The sequence below is a fragment of the Kitasatospora aureofaciens genome (assembly GCF_019192735.1).
GTDB classification, from domain to species: domain Bacteria; phylum Actinomycetota; class Actinomycetes; order Streptomycetales; family Streptomycetaceae; genus Kitasatospora; species Kitasatospora aureofaciens_A.
Window position 1 is genome coordinate 101256 of the sequence record NZ_JAHTKP010000011.1, and the last position, 21412, is coordinate 122667.

The 21412-nt window shown below is 71.8% G+C and carries 20 protein-coding genes; 2 read left to right on the top strand and 18 right to left on the bottom strand.

Annotated elements, in window-relative coordinates:
* Window positions 1-52: 52 nt before the first annotated feature.
* The 16 genes from KV557_RS14255 to pgsA all read right to left on the bottom strand — a co-directional run bounded on the left by KV557_RS14255 (window position 53) and on the right by pgsA (window position 16156).
* On the bottom strand, window positions 53-2485 hold the full coding sequence (locus KV557_RS14255) for a RelA/SpoT family protein (protein WP_218200274.1): 2433 nt from the start codon (window positions 2483-2485) through the stop codon (window positions 53-55).
* Between the two features lie 188 nt (window positions 2486-2673).
* Window positions 2674-3225 carry an adenine phosphoribosyltransferase gene (locus KV557_RS14260; protein WP_218200275.1) on the bottom strand — a complete coding sequence of 184 codons (552 nt, stop codon included), beginning with the start codon at window positions 3223-3225 and terminating at the stop codon, window positions 2674-2676.
* Window positions 3226-3252: 27 nt separating this feature from the next.
* The gene (gene secF, locus KV557_RS14265) at window positions 3253-4353 is read right to left on the bottom strand and encodes a protein translocase subunit SecF (RefSeq protein WP_218200276.1); all 1101 of its coding nucleotides are present in this window, start codon (window positions 4351-4353) and stop codon (window positions 3253-3255) included.
* Between the two features lie 4 nt (window positions 4354-4357).
* Complete coding sequence (gene secD, locus KV557_RS14270) at window positions 4358-6196, bottom strand: protein translocase subunit SecD (protein WP_374106626.1); 1839 nt, start codon at window positions 6194-6196, stop codon at window positions 4358-4360.
* Window positions 6197-6343: 147 nt separating this feature from the next.
* On the bottom strand, window positions 6344-6745 hold the full coding sequence (gene yajC, locus KV557_RS14275; protein WP_218200277.1) for a preprotein translocase subunit YajC: 402 nt from the start codon (window positions 6743-6745) through the stop codon (window positions 6344-6346).
* Between the two features lie 246 nt (window positions 6746-6991).
* Window positions 6992-8068, bottom strand: a complete 1077-nt coding sequence (ruvB, locus tag KV557_RS14280; protein WP_218200278.1) for a Holliday junction branch migration DNA helicase RuvB — start codon at window positions 8066-8068, stop codon at window positions 6992-6994.
* Window positions 8069-8126: 58 nt separating this feature from the next.
* Window positions 8127-8738, bottom strand: a complete 612-nt coding sequence (gene ruvA / locus KV557_RS14285) for a Holliday junction branch migration protein RuvA (RefSeq protein WP_218200279.1) — start codon at window positions 8736-8738, stop codon at window positions 8127-8129.
* On the bottom strand, window positions 8735-9274 hold the full coding sequence (gene ruvC, locus KV557_RS14290; protein WP_218200280.1) for a crossover junction endodeoxyribonuclease RuvC: 540 nt from the start codon (window positions 9272-9274) through the stop codon (window positions 8735-8737). Before ruvC ends, ruvA begins: the two co-directional genes overlap by 4 nt.
* Window positions 9275-9413: 139 nt before the next feature.
* Window positions 9414-10172 (bottom strand): YebC/PmpR family DNA-binding transcriptional regulator, encoded by a 759-nt coding sequence (locus KV557_RS14295; protein WP_218200281.1) that lies wholly within the window; start codon window positions 10170-10172, stop codon window positions 9414-9416.
* A 220-nt stretch (window positions 10173-10392) separates the two neighbouring features.
* Window positions 10393-11007, bottom strand: coding sequence for a pyridoxal 5'-phosphate synthase glutaminase subunit PdxT (pdxT, locus tag KV557_RS14300; RefSeq protein WP_218200282.1), 615 nt, complete (start codon window positions 11005-11007; stop codon window positions 10393-10395).
* 94 nt (window positions 11008-11101) lie between these two features.
* A complete protein-coding gene (gene pdxS / locus KV557_RS14305; protein ID WP_218200283.1) occupies window positions 11102-12013 on the bottom strand; it encodes a pyridoxal 5'-phosphate synthase lyase subunit PdxS in 912 nt (303 codons plus the stop codon).
* A gap of 142 nt (window positions 12014-12155) precedes the next feature.
* A complete protein-coding gene (locus KV557_RS14310; RefSeq protein ID WP_218200362.1) occupies window positions 12156-12656 on the bottom strand; it encodes a hypothetical protein in 501 nt (166 codons plus the stop codon).
* Window positions 12657-12760: 104 nt separating this feature from the next.
* On the bottom strand, window positions 12761-13126 hold the full coding sequence (locus KV557_RS14315) for a 5-carboxymethyl-2-hydroxymuconate Delta-isomerase (protein ID WP_218200284.1): 366 nt from the start codon (window positions 13124-13126) through the stop codon (window positions 12761-12763).
* An 84-nt stretch (window positions 13127-13210) separates the two neighbouring features.
* Window positions 13211-14395, bottom strand: coding sequence for a glycosyltransferase family 4 protein (locus KV557_RS14320; protein WP_218200285.1), 1185 nt, complete (start codon window positions 14393-14395; stop codon window positions 13211-13213).
* Between the two features lie 65 nt (window positions 14396-14460).
* Entirely contained in the window at window positions 14461-15492 is a 1032-nt protein-coding gene (locus KV557_RS14325) for a phosphatidylinositol mannoside acyltransferase (RefSeq protein WP_308129890.1), read from the bottom strand.
* Between the two features lie 16 nt (window positions 15493-15508).
* Window positions 15509-16156 carry a phosphatidylinositol phosphate synthase gene (gene pgsA / locus KV557_RS14330; RefSeq protein ID WP_218200286.1) on the bottom strand — a complete coding sequence of 216 codons (648 nt, stop codon included), beginning with the start codon at window positions 16154-16156 and terminating at the stop codon, window positions 15509-15511.
* A 256-nt stretch (window positions 16157-16412) separates the two neighbouring features.
* Here pgsA and KV557_RS14335 point away from each other — a divergent pair, with 256 nt between their 5' ends.
* Window positions 16413-18461: an elongation factor G-like protein EF-G2 gene (locus tag KV557_RS14335; protein ID WP_218200287.1), complete on the top strand. Its 2049-nt coding sequence runs from the start codon at window positions 16413-16415 to the stop codon at window positions 18459-18461.
* 19 nt (window positions 18462-18480) lie between these two features.
* Here KV557_RS14335 and KV557_RS14340 read toward each other — a convergent pair whose 3' ends face one another.
* Window positions 18481-18930 (bottom strand): thiol-disulfide oxidoreductase DCC family protein, encoded by a 450-nt coding sequence (locus tag KV557_RS14340; RefSeq protein WP_308129891.1) that lies wholly within the window; start codon window positions 18928-18930, stop codon window positions 18481-18483.
* 181 nt (window positions 18931-19111) lie between these two features.
* Between KV557_RS14340 and KV557_RS14345 the strand changes: the two genes are divergently transcribed.
* Complete coding sequence (locus tag KV557_RS14345) at window positions 19112-20761, top strand: hypothetical protein (RefSeq protein ID WP_218200289.1); 1650 nt, start codon at window positions 19112-19114, stop codon at window positions 20759-20761.
* 66 nt (window positions 20762-20827) lie between these two features.
* On the opposite strand, the gene KV557_RS14350 is transcribed toward KV557_RS14345, so the two are convergent.
* On the bottom strand, window positions 20828-21388 hold the full coding sequence (locus tag KV557_RS14350; protein ID WP_218200290.1) for an HIT family protein: 561 nt from the start codon (window positions 21386-21388) through the stop codon (window positions 20828-20830).
* Window positions 21389-21412: the final 24 nt, after the last annotated feature.

Genomic DNA, 21412 nt, shown 5'->3' on the forward strand with positions numbered 1-21412 from the left:
CTGAACGGCGAAGGCCCCCGGGGAGTCCCCGGGGGCCTTCCTCATGCCACCGTCACTTGCGCGCCGAGGTGACGCGGTAGACGTCGTACACGCCCTCGACGCCGCGGACGGCCTTGAGCACGTGGCCGAGGTGCTTCGGGTCGCCCATCTCGAAGGTGAAGCGGCTCATCGCGACCCGGTCGCGCGAGGTCTGCACCGCCGCCGACAGGATGTTGACGTGCTGGTCGGAGAGCACCCGGGTGACGTCCGAGAGCAGGCGGGAGCGGTCCAGCGCCTCCACCTGGATGGCCACCAGGAAGACCGAGGACTGGGTGGCGGCCCACTCGACGTCGATCATCCGCTCCGGCTGCTGGCTCAGCGCCTCGACGTTGACGCAGTCGGCGCGGTGCACCGAGACGCCGTTGCCGCGGGTCACGAAGCCCACGATCGGGTCGCCCGGTACCGGGGTGCAGCAGCGGGACAGCTTGACCCAGACGTCCTCGACGCCCTTGACGATCACGCCCGGGTCGCCCTTGGCCCGGCGGCGCGCCGCCCGGCGGGTGTCGTGGGTCGGGGTCGCGGTCTCGGCGAGGTCCTCGGTGGCCCCCTCCTCGCCGCCGAGCGCCTGGACCAGCTTCTGCACGATGTTCTGCGCGGCGACGTGCCCCTCGCCGATCGCGGCGTAGAGCGAGGAGATGTCGGGGTAGCGCATCTCGTGGGCCAGGGTGACGAGCGAGTCGCCGGTCAGGATCCGCTGGATCGGCAGGCCCTGCTTGCGCATCGCCCGGACGATCGCCTCCTTGCCGTGCTCGATCGCCTCCTCGCGGCGCTCCTTGGAGAACCAGGCGCGGATCTTGTTGCGGGCGCGCGGCGACTTGACGAAGCCCAGCCAGTCCCGGGAGGGGCCGGCGTTCTCCGCCTTGGAGGTGAACACCTCGACGGTGTCGCCGTTCTCCAGGGTCGACTCCAGCGGCACCAGCCGCCCGTTCACCCGGGCCCCTATGGTCCGGTAGCCGACCTCGGTGTGCACCGCGAAGGCGAAGTCGACCGGGGTCGCACCGGCCGGCAGGGCTATCACGTCGCCCTTGGGCGTGAAGACGAAGACCTCGTTGCTGGCCAGGTCGAAGCGGAGCGACTCCAGGAACTCGCCCGGGTCGGCGGTCTCCTTCTGCCAGTCCAGCAGCTGCCGCAGCCAGGCCATCTCGTTGACGGCGCCGGCCTTGTCGTCCTTGCGGACCTGGGTCGGGGTGTCGGTGCGGACCTTGGACGCGCCGGCCACCGCGCGCTGCTTGTACTTCCAGTGCGCGGCGATGCCGTACTCGGCGCGCCGGTGCATGTCGAAGGTGCGGATCTGGAGTTCGACGGGCTTGCCGCCGGGACCGATCACCGTGGTGTGCAGCGACTGGTACATGTTGAACTTGGGCATCGCGATGTAGTCCTTGAACCGCCCCGGCACCGGGTTCCACCGCGCGTGGATGGTGCCCAGCGCCGCGTAGCAGTCGCGGACGGTGTCGACCAGGACCCGGATGCCCACCAGGTCGTAGATCTCGGCGAAGTCCCGGCCCCGGACGATCATCTTCTGGTAGACCGAGTAGTAGTGCTTCGGCCGGCCGGTGACGGAGGCGGTGATCCGGGCGCCGCGCAGGTCCCCCTGGACCTGGTCGATGACGGTCGCCAGGTACTCGTCCCGCTTGGGGGCGCGCTCGGCGACCAGCCGGACGATCTCGTCGTACATCTTGGGGTAGAGGATCGCGAAGGCGAGGTCCTCCAGCTCCCACTTGATGGTGTTCATGCCCAGCCGGTGCGCCAGCGGGGCGTAGATCTCCAGCGTCTCGCGGGCCTTCTTCTCCTGCTTCTCCCGCTTGAGGTAGCGCATCGTGCGCATGTTGTGCAGGCGGTCGGCGAGCTTGATCACCAGGACGCGCGGGTCCTTGGCCATCGCGACGACCATCTTGCGGACGGTCTCGGCCTGCGCGGCCTCACCGAACTTGACCCGGTCCAGCTTGGTGACGCCGTCCACCAGCAGGGCCACCGAGTCGCCGAAGTCCTTGCGCAGGGTCTCCAGGCCGTAGTCGGTGTCCTCGACGGTGTCGTGCAGCAGCCCGGCCATCAGGGTCGGGGCGTCCATGCCCAGCTCGGCCAGGATGGTGGCGACGGCCAGCGGGTGGGTGATGTACGGGTCGCCACTCTTGCGCTTCTGCCCGCGGTGCCACTTCTCGGCGACGGCGTAGGCGCGCTCGATGTCGCGCAGCAGGGCCGGATCGGCCTTCGGGTCGTTCGCCCGGATCGAGCGGAACAGCGGCTCCAGGACGGGGTTGAGCACGCTGGAGCGCTGGCCGCCGAGGCGGGCCAGGCGGGCGCGCATACCGCCGGTGGAGGAGCTGCGGCCGGAGGGGGCGAGCGAGCGCGAGGAGGTCGGAGCCGGGCGTGCCGGGGTGGCCCCCGAGGGCGTGGGGCGGTCTTCGGGGGCGGCCGATGCGGCCGTGGGCACAACCTCGTCGGGCAAGGACACTCCTCGGGGCACCGGGCCGGCCCCTCGCACCGACCGCGCAGCCTGGCACAACCGGGAGGGGATGAATCTTCATGGTACCGAGCCGGGCGCCCGGGTGTTCAGCCGCCCGGGTGCTGACACGCCTCGGGACGGCGAAGGGCGGCGGCCGGATGATCCGACCGCCGCCCTCGCACGCACATCCCTCAGACCGTGACCAGCGTCTCCAGCGGAGCGCCGTCCAGGTGCCCGGCCAGCCGCTCACGGCCGTCCAGGAGGCCCAGCTCCATCAGCACCACGACGCCCACCAGCTCGGCGCCGGCCTGCTTCACCAGGTCCAGCGAGGCGCCTATGGTCCCGCCGGTGGCCAGCACGTCGTCCACCACCAGCACCCGCTCACCGGGCGCAAAGGCGTCGCACTGCACCTCCAGCGTCGCCGAGCCGTACTCCAGCTCGTACGAGCGCCGGAACACCTCGCCGGGCAGCTTGCCCTGCTTGCGGATCGGCACGAAGCCGAGCCCGGCCGCGAAGGCCGCCGGAGCCGCCAGCACGAAGCCGCGCGCCTCCAGGCCGACCACCTTCGTCGCCCCGAGCGCCGTCGCCCGGTCCGCCAGCGCCCTGGTGAGGGCGCCGAAGGCCTCGGCGTCGGCGAGCAGCGGCGCGATGTCCTTGAACAGCACACCCGGCTTCGGGTAGTCCGGGACGTCCCGGATCCGGCTCTTCAGCAGCTCGGCCAGTGTGGTGTCGGCGGTGGTCACGGTGATGGTGTCCTTAGCAGTCGGGGCTCAGCGCTTGGTGGACGGACGGCCCTTGGCACGCGTGGTGCCGGCCGACCGGCCGCGCTGACCGACCATACCCGCCGGCAGGTCCTCGTCCGCGATCTCCTCGTCCGCCGGCACCGCGTCCGCGGCCTCGGCCTTGGCCTCGGCAGCCCGGCGCTGGAGGATCCGCTTGCGCAGCGCCTTCATCTCCGGCTGCTCCTCCTTGAGCTGCGCCAGCAGCGGGGTGGCGACGCAGATCGAGGAGTAGGCACCGGCCGCGAGGCCGATGAACAGCGCGAGCGAGATGTCGTTCAGCGTGCCGGCGCCCAGGATGCCGCCACCGATGAACAGCAGCGCGGCGACCGGGAGCAGGGCGACCACGGTGGTGTTGAGCGAACGCACCAGGGTCTGGTTGAGGCCCGCGTTGGCCGCCTCGCTGTAGGTGAGCCTGTTCTGCTTGGCGATCCCCTTGGTGTTCTCCTTCACGGTGTCGAAGACGACGACCGTGTCGTAGAGCGAGTACCCGAGGATCGTGAGGAAGCCGATCACCGTACCGGGGGTGACCTCGAAGCCCACCAGGGCGTACACGCCGATGGTGATCAGGAGGTCGTGGATGAGGGCGACCAGGGCGGCCACCGCCATCCGCCACTCGAAGGCGATCGCCAGGTAGGCCGTCACCAGGATCATGAAGACGATCAGACCGGTGAGCGCCTTCTGGGAGATCTGCTTGCCCCAGCTGGGGCCGATCACCTGGGCCTCGACGGTGTCCAGCGGCACGCTGAGCTTCTGCGAGAGCTGCGAGCGGATCTCGTCCGAGCTCTTCGGCTCGTCGGTGCTGACCTGGATGCGGATCTTGCCGTTGTCCGTCGACTGCACCAGCGGGTGCGAGGAGACGACCTGGTCGGCCGTGTCCTGCGCCTGCGAGACGGTCAGCCCCGGCTTGCTGACGGTGTAGACCGAGCCGCCCTTGAACTCGATGCCCAGGTGCAGGCCCATGGCCAGGCCGATCGCGGCGACCAGGACGATGACGCCGGAGATCGAGTACCAGAGCTTACGGCGCCCGACGAAGTCGAAGCTGACCTCGCCCTGGTAGAGCCGGTGGCCCAGATTGGAGAAGCGTGACACGGTGTCAGGCCTCCTTCACGGCGGCAGAGGAGGGGCTACGGCGACGGGTGCTGCGCAGCGGCGGGCGGGCGCCCAGCCGCTTGGGGTCCAGACCGGACATCGGGTGGCCGTCGGAGAAGAACTTGCGCCGGGCCATCAGTGTGATCAGCGGCTTGGTGAAGAGGAAGATCACCACGACGTCGAGCAGGGTGGTCAGACCCAGCGTGAACGCGAAGCCCTGGACCTTGCCGACCGAGACGATGTAGAGCACGGCGGCACAGAGGAAGGACACGAAGTCCGACACCAGGATGGTGCGCCGCGCGCGCGGCCAGGCCCGCTGGACCGCCGGGCGCAGCGGGGCGCCCTCGCGGACCTCGTCGCGGATGCGCTCGAAGTACACGATGAAGGAGTCGGCGGTGATACCGATCGCGACGATCGCACCGCAGACCGCCGGCAGGTTCAGCGCGAAGCCGATCCCGCCGCCCAGCAGGCTCATGATCGAGTAGGTCAGGGCCGCCGAGACGAGCAGACCGGCGATCGAGATCAGGCCGAGGCCGCGGTAGTAGACCAGCGAGTAGGCGACCACCAGCAGCATGCCGATGGCACCGGCGATCAGGCCGGCCTTGAGCTGGTCGCTGCCGAGCGCCGGGGAGACGGTGGTGATGTCGCTCTGGGAGAACTCCAGCGGCAGGGCGCCGTAGCTCAGCACGTTGGCCAGGTCCTTCGCCTCGGCCTGCGTGAAGCTGCCGGAGATGACGGCGCTGCCGCCGGGGATGGCGCTGCGCACGTACGGGTGCGAGACGACCTCGCCGTCCAGCACGATGGCGAACTGGTTGGTGGGGTCGGGCTGGGTGGCGAGCTTGCCGGTGACGTCGGCGAAGGCGCTGGTGCCCTTGTCGTTGAACTGGAGCTGGACCTGCCAGCCGGAGCCCTGCTGGGTGTCGAGGCTGGGCCCGGCCTTGGAGACGTCCGAGCCCTTCACGGCCACCGGGCCGAGGGCGAGCTTGGAGTAGGCGCCGCCGCGCTCGGGCTTCTGGGAGCAGGCGACGACCGGCTTGTCCTCGGGCTGCTGCCCCTGCTGCCGCGCCTCGGGCTTGGTGCAGTCGAGGGAGGCGAAGGCCGCGGCCAGCTCCGGCGGCACGGTGCCCTGGGTCATCGCGGCGGAGAGGTCGGCCGGGTTCGGGGCCTGGGCGGGGGCGCTCGGGGTGCCCGAGGCGGCCGCGGACGGCGTGCCGGAGGCGGGGGCGCTCGGGGTGGCGCTCGCGCCGGTGGCGGCCGTGGACGGGCTGGCGTCCGCGAGGGCCTCACTGACCGCGCGGCCCTGCTTGGTGGCACTGGCGCTCGCGCTGGGCGTGCCGGTGGCAGCCGCGGACGCGCTCGGCGTGCCCGCAGCGGCGGCCGACGGGGTCGCACCCGGGGTGCCGGAGGCGCCGGCCGACGGCGTGGCGGTGGGCGCCGGGACCTGGAGGCCGCTGGGCGCCACGGCCAGGACCGGGCGGAAGTACAGCTTCGCGGTGGTACCGACCTGGTCCGCCGTGTTCTGCCGGTCCCCGCCCTTGGGGATGTTCACGATGATCGTGTCCGAGCCCTGGGTCTGGACCTCCGCCTCGGAGACACCCATCCCGTTGACACGGCGCTCGATGATCCCGGTGGCGATGTCCATGTTGGACTTGTTGATCGCCTTGGGGTCGGTCGACTTCGCGGTCAGCGTGATGCTGGTGCCACCTGCGAGGTCGATTCCGAGCCGGGGCTTGGTGTTGCCCGTCCCGAACATGAGGGCGACCAGTCCGACGGTGACGACCAGGATGAGGGCCAGCGCCCGCCCTGGGTAGCCGTCGCGCGGGCGCGACTTGGGTGTTGCCACCTTGCTCGTTTCTCCCTGTCCATGCCACCTCCCCGACCGGACCCCCGTCCGGCTCGTGGCGGAACGGGGGCGTGGCGGTCTGGCGGCCCTGAGGTCCTGTGGGCTCGCGGCACTGCGCCGCGGCGGCCGGGCGGGTGCCCGACCGTACTACTTGCTCGCGGGAGCCCCGCCCTCGACATCGCCCTTCTCGGCGCTGTCCTTGGTGAGCGTCAGCGGCTTGTCCTCGGCCGGCGCGGCGTCCTCGGCCTCCGGCTCGGGCAGCTCGTCATCGGCGGGGCGGCCGTTGATGATCGCGTCGTACTCCTGCGGGTCCAGGACGGCCGCGATCGCGCTCTTGGTGAAGTGGGTGACCACGCCGGGCGCGATCTCCAGCTCGATGGTCTCCTCGTTGACCGCCTTCACCTGGGCATACAGGCCGCCGATGGTGCGCACCCCCGCCCCGGGCTCCAGCGAGCTCTGCATCTGCTGCGTCTGCTGCTGGCGCTTCTTCTGCGACCGGAACATGAGCACGATCGCGATGATCGGGAGGAGAAGGATGATGAAGTTCACTGCAGCCAGGGTCCTTTACGGGCCGCCGACCGGCGGCCTGTGTGGTATTGGTCGGCCCGTCAGGTGAGAGGGGCGGTCCGGCGGAGTCTAGGCGACCCCGAAGTGATCGGACAACGCCAAGCATTGCATCCTGCCGCCGAAAGTGGCGACCCTCCGCCTGCACAGTTTCCCCGGACTTCTCCCCTGGCTTCTCCGCGCGGCGCGGCACACGGGCCCGGTGGGAACCGGGGGACGAGCATCACCCGTTCAGCCCTCGTCGGCCGGGAAGAGTTCGGACTGGGCCGGGACGGCGCCCCGGGTGGTCTGGACCGGCGGGGTCATTCCGAGGTGCTGCCAGGCGGCGGCGGTGGCGATCCGGCCGCGCGGGGTCCGGGCGAGCAGGCCCTCGCGTACCAGGAACGGCTCGGCGACCTCCTCGACCGTCTCCGCCTCCTCACCCACCGCGACCGCCAGTGTCGACAAACCGACGGGGCCGCCGCCGAACAGCCGCAGCAGCGCGTCCAGAACCGCGCGGTCCAGCCGGTCCAGACCGCGGGCGTCCACCTCGTAGACGTCCAGCGCCTGGGCGGCGATCTCGGGAGTGACCACGCCGTCGTGCCGGACCTGCGCGTAGTCGCGGACCCGGCGCAGCAGCCGGTTGGCGATGCGCGGCGTGCCGCGCGAGCGCCCGGCGATCTCGGCGGCGCCGGCCGGGTCGATCTCGACGTCCAGCAGCGCGGCCGAGCGGTGCACCACCCGCTGGAGCTCGGCCGGCGCGTAGAACTCCATGTGCCCGGTGAAGCCGAAACGGTCCCGCAGCGGCGGCGGCAGGAGGCCGGCCCGGGTGGTGGCGCCGACCAGGGTGAAGGGCGGCAGCTCCAGCGGGATGGCGGTGGCGCCCGGGCCCTTGCCGACGATCACGTCGACCCGGAAATCCTCCATCGCCATGTACAGCATCTCCTCGGCCGGCCGGGACATCCGGTGGATCTCGTCGAGGAAGAGCACCTCGCCCTCGGTGAGCGAGGAGAGGATCGCCGCGAGGTCGCCCGCGTGCTGGATGGCCGGGCCGGACGTGATCCGGATCGGCGCGCCGAGCTCGGCCGCGATGATCATCGACAGGGTGGTCTTGCCCAGCCCGGGCGGCCCGCTGAGCAGCACGTGGTCCGGCGCGGCGCCGCGCTTGCGGGCCGCCTGGAGCACCAGGGACAGCTGCTCGCGCACCCGCTCCTGACCGATGAACTCACCCAGCAGCTTGGGCCGCAGCGCCGCCTCGACCGCCTGGTCCTCGCCGTCGGCGACGGCCGTGACCAGCCGGTCGGCCGGGTCGGAGTCGTACGGGGTCATCGGTTCAGGCTCCAGGTCGATGATGTGACGGATGGTCGGAGATCGGTGAACCGGCCAGTCAGCGGGCCCGGTTGAGGGTCCGCAGCGCGGCCTTCAGCAGGGCGCCGACATCGGTGACGGCCTGCGCCTCGGCCTCCGGCGTGACGGCGGCCACCGCCTCGTCCGCCTCCCGGGGCGCGTAGCCGAGGCCGACCAGCGCGGAGTGCAGCTGCTCGCTCCACGGCGCCGGCCCGGCGGCGAGCGGCTTCTGCGCGGGGACGCTGCCGCGCGGGGCACCCAGCTTGTCCTTGTACTCCAGCAGCAGCTTGGCCGCCTTGGCCTTGCCGATGCCCGGCACGGCCACCAGAGCCTTCTCGTCGCCGCCCGCCACCGCCATCCGCAGCGCGTCGGGGCTGTGCACCCCGAGGATCGCCTGCGCCAGCTTCGGCCCGACGCCCGGCGCCGCCTGGAGGATCTCGAACACGGCCCGCTCGTCGTCGTCCGCGAAACCGAACAGGGTCAGCGAATCCTCGCGGACCACGAGCGAGGTCGCGAGCCGGGCCGGCTCCCCCAGCCGCAGCCCGGCCAGCGTGTTCGGCGTGCACTGCACGGCCATGCCGACCCCGCCGACCTCGACGACGGCGATCCCGGCGGAGATGCCCGCCACGGGCCCTTGCACGAAGGCGATCACCGGCTGATTCCTTTCAGAGGGGTGGAGCGGGCGGCCCGGACCGCGGCCTCGATGCGGTTGACCGCGCCACCGCGCCAGATGTGGCAGATGGCCAGCGCCAGCGCGTCGGCGGCGTCGGCCGGCTTCGGCGGGGCGTCCAGCCGCAGCAGACGCTGCACCATGGCGGTGACCTGCGCCTTGTCGGCCCGGCCCGAGCCGGTGACGGCGGCCTTGACCTCGCTCGGGGTGTGCAAGGTGACCGGGATGCCGCGCCGGGTGGCGCACAGCATCGCGACGGCGCTGGCCTGGGCAGTGCCCATCACGGTCCGGACGTTGTGCTGGGCGAACACCCGCTCGACGGCCACCAGGTCGGGCCGATGCTCGTCGAGCCAGCCCTCGATGCCCTGCTCGATCTGCAGCAGCCGCTGCCCGATCTCGGCGTCGGCGGGGGTACGCACCACGCCGACCCCGGCCATCCGCAGCGGCCGGCCCGGCGCGCCCTCGACCACGCCGACACCGCACCTGGTCAGCCCCGGGTCCACGCCCAGTACCCGCACGTCACGCCCCGCCTCTCGCCCTCGACCTGCGAAGGCTACCGTCCCGGTCGGACAACCCGACCGACGACACCGGCCCGGCGGTCCTGGGACCACCGGGCCGGGCAGTGAGAACGATCACTCGCCGTCGATCGGGCGAGGATCACTCGGCGTCGAGCTGCGCACCGACCTCGTCGGAGATGTCGAAGTTGGCGAAGACGTTCTGCACGTCGTCGCTGTCCTCCAGCGCGTCGATCAGCTTGAGGATCTTGCGGGCGCCGTCGACGTCCAGCTCGACCTGCATGCTCGGGAGGAAGTTGGCCTCGGCCGAGTCGTAGTCGACGCCGGCGTCCACCAGCGCGGTGCGCACGGCGACCATCTTCGAGGCCTCGGAGACGATCTCGAACGAGTCGCCGAGGTCGTTGATCTCCTCCGGCTCGTGGTCGAGGACGACCTCGAACAGCTTGTCCTCGTCCACGCCGTCCGCCTTGGGGACGATCACGACGCCCTTGCGGGTGAACAGGTAGGACACCGAGCCCGGGTCGGCCATCGAGCCGCCGTTGCGGGTCATCGCGACGCGCACGTCCGAGGCGGCGCGGTTGCGGTTGTCGGTGAGGCACTCGATGAGGACCGCGACACCGTTCGGGCCGTAGCCCTCGTACATGATGGTCTGGTAGTCGGCACCGCCGGCCTCCAGACCGCCACCGCGCTTGACGGCGCGGTTGATGTTGTCGATCGGGACCGAGCTCTTCTTCGCCTTCTGGATGGCGTCGTAGAGGGTCGGGTTGCCGGCCGGGTCGGGTCCGCCGGTCTTCGCCGCCACCTCGATGTTCTTGATCATCTTGGCGAAGAGCTTGCCGCGCTTGGCGTCGATCACGGCCTTCTTGTGCTTGGTGGTAGCCCACTTAGAGTGGCCGGACATCGCCAGCTCCTTTACGTCGCCAAAGGGAAATGAAACACGAGAGATCTTACCGGTGTCGTCACCGGAAAGGCGCACACGGTCAGCGCGCGGCTTCCCTCGCGAGCCAAAGGGCGCGCCGGTGCCGAAAGTGACGAGCGACAACCGAGCGCATCGAGGGCGGAGGGAGGGCGGAGGGAGGATCGTCGGCGCCGGGTCCTGAGCGCCCGGAGGCGAGCGAGGACTACTCTCCCAGGCTTTCCTCGACCATCCGTACGAAGTAGGCGTGCACCCGGTGGTCGCCGGTGAGCTCCGGGTGGAAGGACGTGGCCAGCAGGTTCCCCTGGCGCACCGCCACGATCCGGCTGTCCGGGCCGTCCGCGGCCGGCAGCTCGGCCAGCACCTCGACGCCCGCGCCGACCGCCTCGACCCAGGGGGCGCGGATGAACACGCCGTGCACCGGCGCGTCGTCCAGGCCCGCGAAGGCGATCCCGGACTCGAAGGACTCGTTCTGGCGGCCGAAGGCGTTGCGGCGCACGGTCATGTCGATGCCGCCGACGGTCTCCTGGTCGTCACGGCCGTCCAGGATCTTGTCGGCCAGCATGATCATGCCCGCGCAGGTGCCGTACACCGGCATGCCGGCGGCGACCCGCTCGCGCAGCGGGTCCATCACGCCGAACAGCAGCGCCAGCTTGGACATGGTGGTGGACTCCCCGCCGGGGATCACCAGCGCGTCGACCTCGGCCAGCTCCTCGGCACGGCGCACCGGGCGGGCGAGCGCGTCTGCCTCGGCCAGCGCGACCAGGTGCTCGCGGACGTCACCCTGCAGGGCGAGGACGCCGATGACTGGAGTGCTCACGGTCTTCAACCTCGTTCGATCGTTCTACGGAAGTACGCGGCGCGGCCCGCCGCGCGCCGAGGCGCTGCGGCGGGCCGTCTCGGAGTGCGGGCGACTACCAGCCGCGGTTGGCGTAGCGCTCGGTCTCCGGCAGGGTGTCGCAGTTGATGCCGACCATGGCCTCGCCGAGGTTGCGGGAGGCGTCCGCGATGATCTTCGGGTCGTCGAAGAAGGTGGTGGCCTTCACGATGGCGGCGGCGCGCTTGGCCGGGTCGCCCGACTTGAAGATGCCGGAGCCGACGAAGACGCCCTCGGCGCCCAGCTGGCGCATCAGCGCGGCGTCGGCCGGGGTGGCCACGCCACCGGCGGAGAACAGCACGACCGGCAGCTTGCCGAGCTCGGCGACCTCCTTGACGAGCTCGTACGGGGCGCGCAGCTCCTTGGCGGCGGCGTACAGCTCGTTGTGGTCCAGGGCGCGCAGGTGGCCGATCTCGTTCTTGATCTGGCGCAGGTGGCGGACCGCCTCGACGACGTTGCCGGTGCCGGCCTCGCCCTTCGAGCGGATCATGGCCGCGCCCTCGGCGATGCGGCGCAGGGCCTCGCCCAGGTTGGTGGCGCCGCAGACGAAGGGGGTGGTGAAGGCCCACTTGTCGGAGTGGTTGACCTCGTCGGCCGGGGTCAGCACCTCGGACTCGTCGATGTAGTCGACGCCGAGCGACTGCAGGACCTGGGCCTCGACGAAGTGGCCGATCCGGGACTTGGCCATCACCGGGATGGAGACCGCGGCGATGATCTCCTCGATCATGTTCGGGTCCGACATGCGGGCCACGCCGCCGTCCTTGCGGATGTCGGCCGGGACCCGCTCCAGCGCCATGACGGCGACCGCGCCGGCGTCCTCGGCGATCTTGGCCTGCTCGGCGTTGACCACGTCCATGATCACACCGCCCTTGAGCTGCTCGGCCATACCGCGCTTCACCCGGGCGGTGCCGATCTGCGGCTGGTCTGCGGTGATGGGGCTGGTGGACACGTGAGACCTCACTCGAAGATGAACCAGTGCTATCGCCCTATGGTAGGCGCTTGAATTGACGCACCCATGCGCCATCAAGTCCAGCCCGGCCGACGGGATGCGACAAACAGGCCGTATCCGTGCGTCGGTTTCCGGCCGGATTTCAGGCCGGTGCGCCCTCGGGCGTCAGGGCAGGCGGCGGGGCGTCGTCCATCTCGAAAGCCAGCGGGAACGGTGCCTTTCCGGCCAACCGGAAGTAGCGCACCAGCCGGTGCTCGCGCACCGCCCGGGCCGCCCGCACCGCGTCGTTGTGGAAGCGGCGGGCCATCGGCACCCGGCGCACCGCGGCCGTCAGGTCCTTCACGGCCTCCTCGCCGCCCGGCTCGGCCACCAGCACCGCCACCTGCTCCGGCTCGGCGAACACCGCCCGCAGCGCCAGGCTCAGCTGGCTCTCGGCCACCTCGCGCTGCTCGTCCTCCGCCTGCCGGGCCGCGTGCGCCGCGTCCAGCAGCAGCAGGGAGGCGGCCGGGTCCAGCAGCGAGGAGGTGGCCAGCTCCATCGCCACCGAGGCCCGGCGGACCAGCTGCGCGTCCAGCGCCGCGCGGGCGGCGTCGATCCGGGCGTGCAGCCGGTCCAGCCGGCCGGCCGTCCAACTCAGGTACATGCCGAACAGCACCACGGCCACGCCGGCCCAGATCCAGGTAGTCACGGGCCGCTACGTTACCGGGTGTCACCGGCCGGGAAGATCCGCACCAGGGCCGACGGACCCTAACCCTGGGCGGCCGCGTTGCGGTAGCTGTCCCGGTCGATGTCCGCGATGTTCACCGCGGTGAACAGCCGGGTGCCGGGCGCCGGCGTGATGTGCTCGGCCAGCAGCGCCAGGACGCCCTCGCTGAGCGCGGCCTTCGCCTCCGGCGTGCGGCCCGGGAAGATCTGGAACTCGACGAGCACCTGCGTGTCGGGCCCCGCGCTCTCCCCCACGACGAACTCGTCGCTCGCCCGGAACAGCGTCTTGCACGCCTCCGGCTTCGCGTCGATCGTCTTCACCGCGAGCCGGTTGATCGCCAGACCCAGCGCCCGGCGGTCGAAGGAGCCGGCCAGGCCGGCCGAGTAGTCGACGGAGATCTGCGGCATCGTTGCCCCCATGGTTCGTGGTGCGTTCGCCCGACCCTAACTCCACCGACACCCGGCCCGATCGCCGGACCCCCGGAGCCGGAATCAGTCCCTGGCCAGCCCGAACCGGCCGCGCCGGCCGCTGCGCACGTCCTCCTCGACCACCGCTGCGGCACCCGCCGTCACCGTCTCGTACACCGCGAGGATGTCCGCGCCGACCGTCGACCAGTCGAACCGCCGCACGTGCCGCGAGGCCGCCTTCCGCAGCTCCTCCAGCCGCCCCGGGTCGCCCAGCAGCCGCAGCGCCGTACGCGCAAGCGCGTCCGCGTCCTCCACCGGGAACAGCTCGCCCGCGTCCCCGCCGTCCAACACCTGCTTGAACGCGTCCAGATCGCTGGCCAGCACCGGCGCGCCCGCCGACATCGCCTCGACCAGGATGATCCCGAAGCTCTCGCCGCCGGTGTTCGGCGCCACGTACAGGTCGACGCTGCGCAGCAGCCGGGCCTTGTCCCGGTCGCTCACCATGCCGAGGAACTCGACCTGCTTGCGGACCTCGGGCGGCAGGCCCGCGACGGCCTCCTCCTCGTCGCCCTTGCCGGCCACCAGCAGCCGCACGCCCGGCCGCTCGGCCAGGATCTTCGGCAGCGCCGCCAGCAGCGTCGGCAGGCCCTTGCGCGGCTCGTTGATCCGGCCGATGAAGCCGATCGTGCCCGGCTCGCCCTCCGCCGCGCCGCCCGTCCAGCGCTCGTCCGGCTCGGCGCCCGCGAAGAAGCCGACGTCCACGCCGTTCGGGATCACCACCGCGTCGCCGCCCAGGTGCTCGACCAGCGTCCGCCGGGCGTACTCCGACACCGCGATCCGCGCCCGCATCTTCTCCAGCCCGGGCTGGAGGATCGGCGAGGCCGCGATCATCGCCCGCGAGCGCGGGTTCGAGGTGTGGAACGTCCCCACCATCGGCCCGGAGGCCGACCAGGCTGCCAGCACCGACAGACTCGGCGAGGCCGGCTCGTGCACATGCAGGATGTCGAACCGCCCGTCGTGCAGCCACCGCCGCACCCGCGCCGCCGACAGGATGCCGAAGCTCAGCCGTGCCACCGACCCGTTGTACGGCACCGCCACCGCCCGCCCGGCCGAGACCACGTACGGCGGCAGCGCGTCGTCGTCCTCGGCGGGCGCCAGCACCGACACCTCGTGGCCGAGGCGGATCAGGTGCTCGGCCAGGTCCCGGATGTGGAACTGCACCCCACCGGGGACGTCCCAGTCGTACGGGCAGACGATGCCGATCTTCACGGGTTCCTCATGCTCCTTCGCGTGCTCCGGTACGGCAGGGATCCGGTACGGCAAGGAGTCCGGGTTCAGGACCCGGACGCCTCGGCCGCGGGCTCGCCGGCCGGCTCCGGCGCGGCCGCCCGAACGTCCCGCACGGGCTCGATCCGCTCCGGGACCCGCTCCCCCGCCTTCTCCCCCATCGTCTCCCCGGCCGTCTCCCCAACCGTCTCACGGACCGGGAGGTCGGCCAGCCAGAAGCGCTGCAGCATGTGCCAGTCCTCGGGGTGCTCGGCGATCCCCCGCTCCCACACGTCCGCCATGGCCTGCGTCATCGCCAGCGTCCGCGTCTTCCGGTCGCCCTCCTCCGGCACCGGCACCTCGGGGTGGATCAGCGCCCGCAGCACCGGCCCGTCGTACCAGAGCGTCACCGGCAGCAGCGCCGCCCCGGTCCGCTGACACAGCGCCGCCGGGCCGGCCGGCATCCGGGTCGCCTCACCGAAGAACGTCACCTCGATGCCCGCCTCCGAGAGGTCCCGGTCCCCCACCAGGCAGACCATACGGCCCTCGCGCAGCCGCCGCGCGAGCGTGCCGATCACGTTCGTCCCGCTGCCGGTCAGCGCCAGGACCTCCATGCCCTGGCCCTCCCGGAACGCCACGAACCGGTCGAACAGCCGCTCCGGCTTCAGCCGCTCCGCGACCGTCGTGAACGGATAGCCCTGCTGCGCGACCCAGGTGCCCGCGAGGTCCCAGTTGCCCATGTGCGGCAGCGCTATCACCGCGCCCCGCCCGGCCTCCAGCGCCCCGCGCAGGTGCTCGAAACCCTCCACCTGGACGTCCCGGGCCACCCGGTCCCGACTCCACACCGGCAGCCGGAACGACTCCATCCAGTACCGCAGGTACGAGCGCATCCCGGCCCGGGACAGCGCCCGCAGCGCCGCCTCGTCCAGCCCCGGACGGACCCGGCGCAGGTTCGCCTCCAGCTGGAGCACCCGCTTGCCGCGCTTGCGCCAGGCGTAGTCCGCCAGCCGGTCGAACAGGGCCCGCGCCGCCCGCTCCGGCAGGTGCTTCAGCACCGCCCAGCCCAACGCGTACGCCCAGTACACCAGTCGGTCCGTCACCGCAGGACGCCCCCCATCAGCTCCCGGCCGCCACTCGGTCGGCCTCGAACGCCTCGCGGCGCACGGTCAGCATCCGCTGCAGCACCGTCACCAGGCTGCCCACCGCGACCAGCCACAGCGCCACCGGCAGCAGCCACTCCACGTACGGCACCCCGAACTTGTGCAGGCCCGCGACCCCGGCCGCCACCAGGCTGGCCACCAGCCGCTCGGCCCGCTCCACCAGGCCCGACACGTCGCACGGCAGCCCCTGGCTCTGCGCCCGCGCCTTCGTGTACGACACCACCAGACCGCTCGCCAGACAGACGATCGCCACCGCGCACAGCAGGTTGTTGTCACCCTTGCCCGCGTACCACATCGCCAGCCCGCCGAAGATCGCCGCATCGGCGACCCGGTCCAGCGTGGAGTCCAGGAACGCGCCCCACTTGGTGCTCCGGCCCAGCTGACGGGCCATGTTGCCGTCCACCAGGTCCGAGAAGATGAACAGCGTGATCGTGATGGTGCCCCAGAAGAACTCCCCCCGCGGGAAGAACACCAGCGCACCGACCACCGAGCCGGCGGTACCGATCAGCGTCACGGCGTCCGGGCTCACGCCCAGCCGGATCAGGAACGCGGCGAACGGGGTCAGAACACGTGTGAAGAAGGCACGCGCGTATTTGTTGAGCATGGCCTTCCCGACCGCTCCGATCTCCCTGGTACCCGCCTGGCGCGGTACGCGCGGCAGACGGCCGGGCGGATCAGCCCACCCGGCGCACCCATCGTAGCCACGCCGACGACACGCTCCGCCGCACACACCGCCCGACGACGCGCCAACGACACGCCGCACACACGGACGGTCACCGCCCCCCGTACGACACGCGCCCCGGCGACACCCGACCCTAGACTTTCGAAAGACACCCTCGGCGCGACGGGAGGAGACCCCGATGCCCGACCGCAGCACGGCCCGAGCCGGCCAGGCACCCGCCGTCACCGGCCCCCGAGACCTGCGCAACGTCGTCCTCATCGGCTGCAGCGGTGTGGGCAAGACCACCCTCGCCGAAACCCTCGCCCTCACCGCCGGCGCCACCGGCCGGGCCGGTCGCGTCACCGACGGCACCACCGTCTCCGACCACGAGGACATCGAGCACCAGCAGCAGCGCTCCGTCCAGCTCTCGCTGCTCCCGCTCGAATGGAACGGCGTCAAGATCAACCTGATCGACCCGCCCGGCCACCCCGACTTCACCGCCGACCTGCGCGCCGCCCTGCACGCCGCCGACGCCGCCGTCTTCGTCGTCTCCGCCACCGACCCGGTCACCGCCCCCACCCGCGCCCTCTGGCGCGAGTGCGCCGCCGAGGGCATCCCCCGCGCCATCGCCGTCGCCAAACTCGACCTCGCCCGCACCGGCTTCGACGACATCCTCACCGCCTGCCACGACGCCTTCGGCCTCGGCCCCGACACCCTCCGCCCGCTCTTCCTCCCCGTCCTCCACGACGGCCGGCCCGACGGCAGCGTCGACCTCCTCACCGGACAGACCTACGGCGACGCCGCCCCCCTGCCCGACACCGCCCCCGCCCGCGACAGCCTCGTCGAAGCCATCTCCGGCCAGGACGACACCCTCATGGAGCGCTACCTCGCCGGCGACACCCTCGACACCGCCGCCCTGGAGGAGGGCATGCGCCGCGAAGTCATCGCCTGCGCCCTCCACCCCGCCGTCCCCACCAGCGAGACCGGCCTCGGCGCCGCCGAACTCCTCGACCTCATCACCCACACCTTCCCCGACCCCACCGAACGCACCCGCCCCGGCCCCGCCTGCGACCCCGACGCCCCCCTCGCCGCCCAGGTCGTCCGCGTCACCGGCGACGCCTACGTCGGCCGGATCAGCCTGCTGCGCCTCTACGCCGGCACCCTGCGCCCCGACACCCGCATCCACCTCGCCGGCCCCGCCCACACCGCCGACCAGAACGGCGACGAACGCGTCACCGCCCTCACCAGCCCCTTCGGCAAACTCCAGCGGCCCGTCCCGCACGCCGTCGCCGGCGACCTCGTCTGCGCCGCCAAACTCACCACCGCCCGGGCCGGCGACACCGTCCACGACCCCGGCCACCCCGTCGAACTCGACGGCTGGATCCTCCCCGAACCCCTGCTCCCCATCGCCGTCGAGGCCCACAGCAAGGCCGACGACGACAAGCTCTCCCAGGCCCTCGCCCGCCTCACCGCCGAGGACCCGGCCCTGCGCCTCGAACAGAACCCCGACACCCACCAGCTCGTCCTCTGGTGCACCGGCGAGGCCCACGCCGAGGTCGTCCTCGACCGCCTCCGCACCCGCCACGGCGTCCACGTCGACACCGTCGAACCGAAGGTCGCCCTCCGCGAGACCTTCGGCAGCGCCGCCGCCGGCCACGGTCGGCTCGTCAAGCAGTCCGGCGGCCACGGCCAGTACGCCATCTGCGACCTGGAGGTCGAACCCCTCCCGGCCGGCTCCGGCTTCGAGTTCCAGGAGCACGTCGTCGGCGGCGCCGTCCCCAAGCACTTCATCCCCTCCGTCGAGAAGGGCGTCCGCGCCCAGCTCGCCAAGGGAGTCGCCACCGGCCACCCGCTCGTCGACGTCCGGGTCACCCTCACCGACGGCAAGGCGCACTCCGTCGACTCCTCCGACGCGTCCTTCCAGACCGCCGCCGCCCTCGCCCTGCGCGACGCCGCCGGGCACGCCGTCATCCGGCTCCTCGAACCCGTCGCCGCCGTCAGCATCCTGCTGCCCGACGACTACCTCGGCGCCGTCCTCGGCGACCTCTCCGCCCGCCGCGGCCGCGTCCTCGGCACCGAGACCGGCGGCCCCGGCCTCACCCTGCTGCGCGCCGAGGTGCCCGAGCTCGAACTCACCCGCTACCCCGTCGACCTGCGCTCGCTCACCCACGGCACCGCCGAGTTCAGCCGCGCCTACCTGCGCCACGAACCCATGCCCGCCGCGATCGCCGGCCGCTACACCGACTGACGGCTACCTGCGCCGAGCGCTACACCGACTGGGCCGGCGCCCGGTTCGGCATCGCGCATGCCGGCGTACCCCCCGGCATCCGGTGCCGGTTCTTCGCCACCCAGCGGTACACCACGCCCGCCACCGGCCGCACCGGCGCCAACGCCAGCAGCCCGCCCGCGAACGCCCACGCCCCGCCCGAACGCATCAGCAGCCGCGCCACCGCCTGCGCACCGCCGTACACCCGGCCCGCCGGCGTCACCCACAGCACCTCGCGCTCCGCCCGCTCCCAGCTGACCTCGCCCACCCCGCCGGCCCGCGCGTCCAGCGCCGCCAGATCCGCGAACTGGAACGGCACCGCCTCCCAGCCCCCCGACGCCAGCGTCTGCCGCAGATACCGCTCCGCCCAGCCCACGCACGACGAACAGAACGCGCAGTCCCCGTCGAAAACCAGCACCGGATCCTTCACGTCGGCCCCTTCCTCCGCCACTACGACCATCGTGCACCACCCCGACAGGGGGCGATCCACCGGGTATCGACCCACCCGAACCTGGGCATCATGCCTGTCAGACCTACGCGGCGCGATCGTGACGGTACTTCAGACGATCATCCGCGCGGCACCACGACGGCACGGTAACCTGCCGCTGACAAGGGGAGGAGGGGACGCCACCGTGACCACACTCGACATGACCCCGGGTGCGCAGATACCCCGGACCGACGCCGGCCCGCAGACCGCCGTCACCCAGGCGCTCTCCTCGGCCGCGTACCGCGACGGCAAGATCGAGGACTTCGTCAAGGCGGTCACTGCGGCGACCCACAAGAAACCGCACTTCAAGCTCTTCGAGGCCAACCTCGGCGAGGCGTTCAGCGCCGCCGTCATCGCCCGCACCCTCGGCGCCACCCGCAAGCCGATCGTGCCCTCCTTCGGCACCGACACCCGCCAGATCGTCGAACACTGCCTCGCCGCCCAGGAGTTCCGCGCCAACCGCGACCGCCGGCTCACCACCATCACCATCGTCTTCGGCCTGCTCGCCCTCCCCGGCACCCTGATCTGGCTCGCCGCGTTCTACCTCCGCACCTGGCTCCTCAAGGACAAGTCCCGCCAGAACGAGGTCTACGGCGGCCTCGCCCTCCTCGCCGCCGGCGCCATCGCCGTCCTGCTCGCCCTCCGCCCCCCGGCCGCCGGCCTGCTCGGCACCTACCTGCGCATCACCATGATCGCCCCGGTCGCCGGCTGGTTCCTCGCCAAGCGCATCGTGCTCCGCTCCACCCAGGAACTGCGCGACCGCTGGCAGGCCCTCGTCGAGGGCAACGCCGTCGCCGCCAGCGTCGCCAAGGCCGTCCCCCGCGACGACCTCGACAAGAAGGCCAACGACCTGCGCGACAAACTCGGCCGCCTGGAGGCCGAGCAGGAGACCAACGTCCAGCACTACGCAGGCCCCAAGGGCATCCTCGGCGTCGGAAGGCGCTGGGGCGAATGGCGGCTCGTCGACGTGCTGCGCCCGGCCGAGGGCCACGCCGACTTCCGCGCCTTCCACCCCTGGGACCTGGTCCGCAAGATCTCCGCCCACCTCAAGGCCCTCGCGGTCAGCGAGGTCGCCAACAGCGGGATGACCAACCTCTCGATCAAGCAGTGGGCGGTGCTCGAAGTCGGCGAGAAGGCCGACGAGATCTCCCGCCCCTCGGGCGCCGACATGGACGGCGACCGGATGCGCGAGTTCGCTGTCCAGACCATCGCCGACAAGCAGACGTTCTCCGGCGGCGGCGCCCGGCACTACCTCGCCACCCAGTTCATCACCTTCGACGGCAAGCTGGTCATCACCTTCACGGTCACGGTCACCCTGCTCGCCAACACGCTCACCGTCACCGTCGCCGGCTATGCGCTCGGCCCGGTCAACGGCCTCTTCGGGGACAAGCCCGCCCCCAAGGAGAAGACGATCCAGAAGACCGGCAAGTTCTGGGAGGAGAAGACCGTCCAGCTCCCCCTCATCGACAACGACGAGGTGGTCCGCCAGGCCCTGCGCGCGCCGTTCGTCCGCGCCCCCGGCCTGCTCGCCTGGCTCGGCGGCGGCCTCGGCCTGCCCGAGCCCTTCGGCTTCCGACACGCCTGGGCGAACCCGCCGTGGAGCAGCCGGTTCATGACGGACAACGCGCTCAACGCCTCCGTCCCGGTGCTCAGCGCGGTGCACTCCGCCACGCTGGAGTTCCTGGAGGAGCACGACCTGGACACCGAGCGCTTCTTCAAGAACCGCGCCTCGATCATCAAGTCCGAGGCGCAGGGCACCCGGCCGTACAAGGTCGACCAGTTCGACGCGGGCTGAGCCCGATCATGACGAAGGGGCCCGCCACCGTACGTACGGTGGCGGGCCCCTTCGTCATGCGTCTGCTCAGTCCTGCGGCCAGGACTCCGCCAGCATCTTCCGGGTGTCCGCCAGCAGCTGCGGCAGCACCTTGGTGTGCCCGACCACCGGCATGAAGTTGGTGTCCCCACCCCAGCGCGGCACCACGTGCTGGTGCAGGTGCGCCGCGATCCCGGCGCCGGCCGCCGCGCCCTGGTTCATCCCGATGTTGAACCCGTGCGCACCCGAGGCCGCACGCAGCGCGGTCATCGCCTTCTTGGTGAACACCGCCAGCTCGGCCGTCTCCACCTCGTCCAGGTCCGTGTAGTCGGCCACGTGCCGGTACGGGACCACCATCAAGTGCCCGCCGTTGTACGGGTACAGGTTCAGCACCGCGAACACGGAGCTGCCGCGGGCGACGACCAGCCCGTCCTCGTCACTGAGCGACGGGATCGAGCAGAACGGGCAACCGTCGTCCGGAGCCGGGCCGGTGGGCTTGTTCTCACCCTGGATGTACGCCATCCGATGGGGGGTCCACAGGCGGCGGAAGCCGTCCGGCTCCCCGACGCCCCGCTGCAGTTCCGGCTCAGTCGTCATGCTGATCAGCATATTCGCCCGACGGTGCTTGCAAAG

Bases quoted from the DNA above. Each gene is read 5' to 3' on its own strand.
- ruvB (WP_218200278.1), bottom strand. From the start codon at position 8,068: ATGACCCCGTACGACTCCGACCCGGCCGACCGGCTGGTCACGGCCGTC.
- pgsA (WP_218200286.1), bottom strand. From the start codon at position 16,156: ATGCTCAACAAATACGCGCGTGCCTTCTTCACACGTGTTCTGACCCCG.
- KV557_RS14350 (WP_218200290.1), bottom strand. From the start codon at position 21,388: ATGCTGATCAGCATGACGACTGAGCCGGAACTGCAGCGGGGCGTCGGG.
- KV557_RS14315 (WP_218200284.1), bottom strand. From the start codon at position 13,126: ATGCCGCAGATCTCCGTCGACTACTCGGCCGGCCTGGCCGGCTCCTTC.
- KV557_RS14310 (WP_218200362.1), bottom strand. From the start codon at position 12,656: ATGTACCTGAGTTGGACGGCCGGCCGGCTGGACCGGCTGCACGCCCGG.
- KV557_RS14335 (WP_218200287.1), top strand. From the start codon at position 16,413: ATGCCCGACCGCAGCACGGCCCGAGCCGGCCAGGCACCCGCCGTCACC.
- KV557_RS14295 (WP_218200281.1), bottom strand. From the start codon at position 10,172: ATGTCCGGCCACTCTAAGTGGGCTACCACCAAGCACAAGAAGGCCGTG.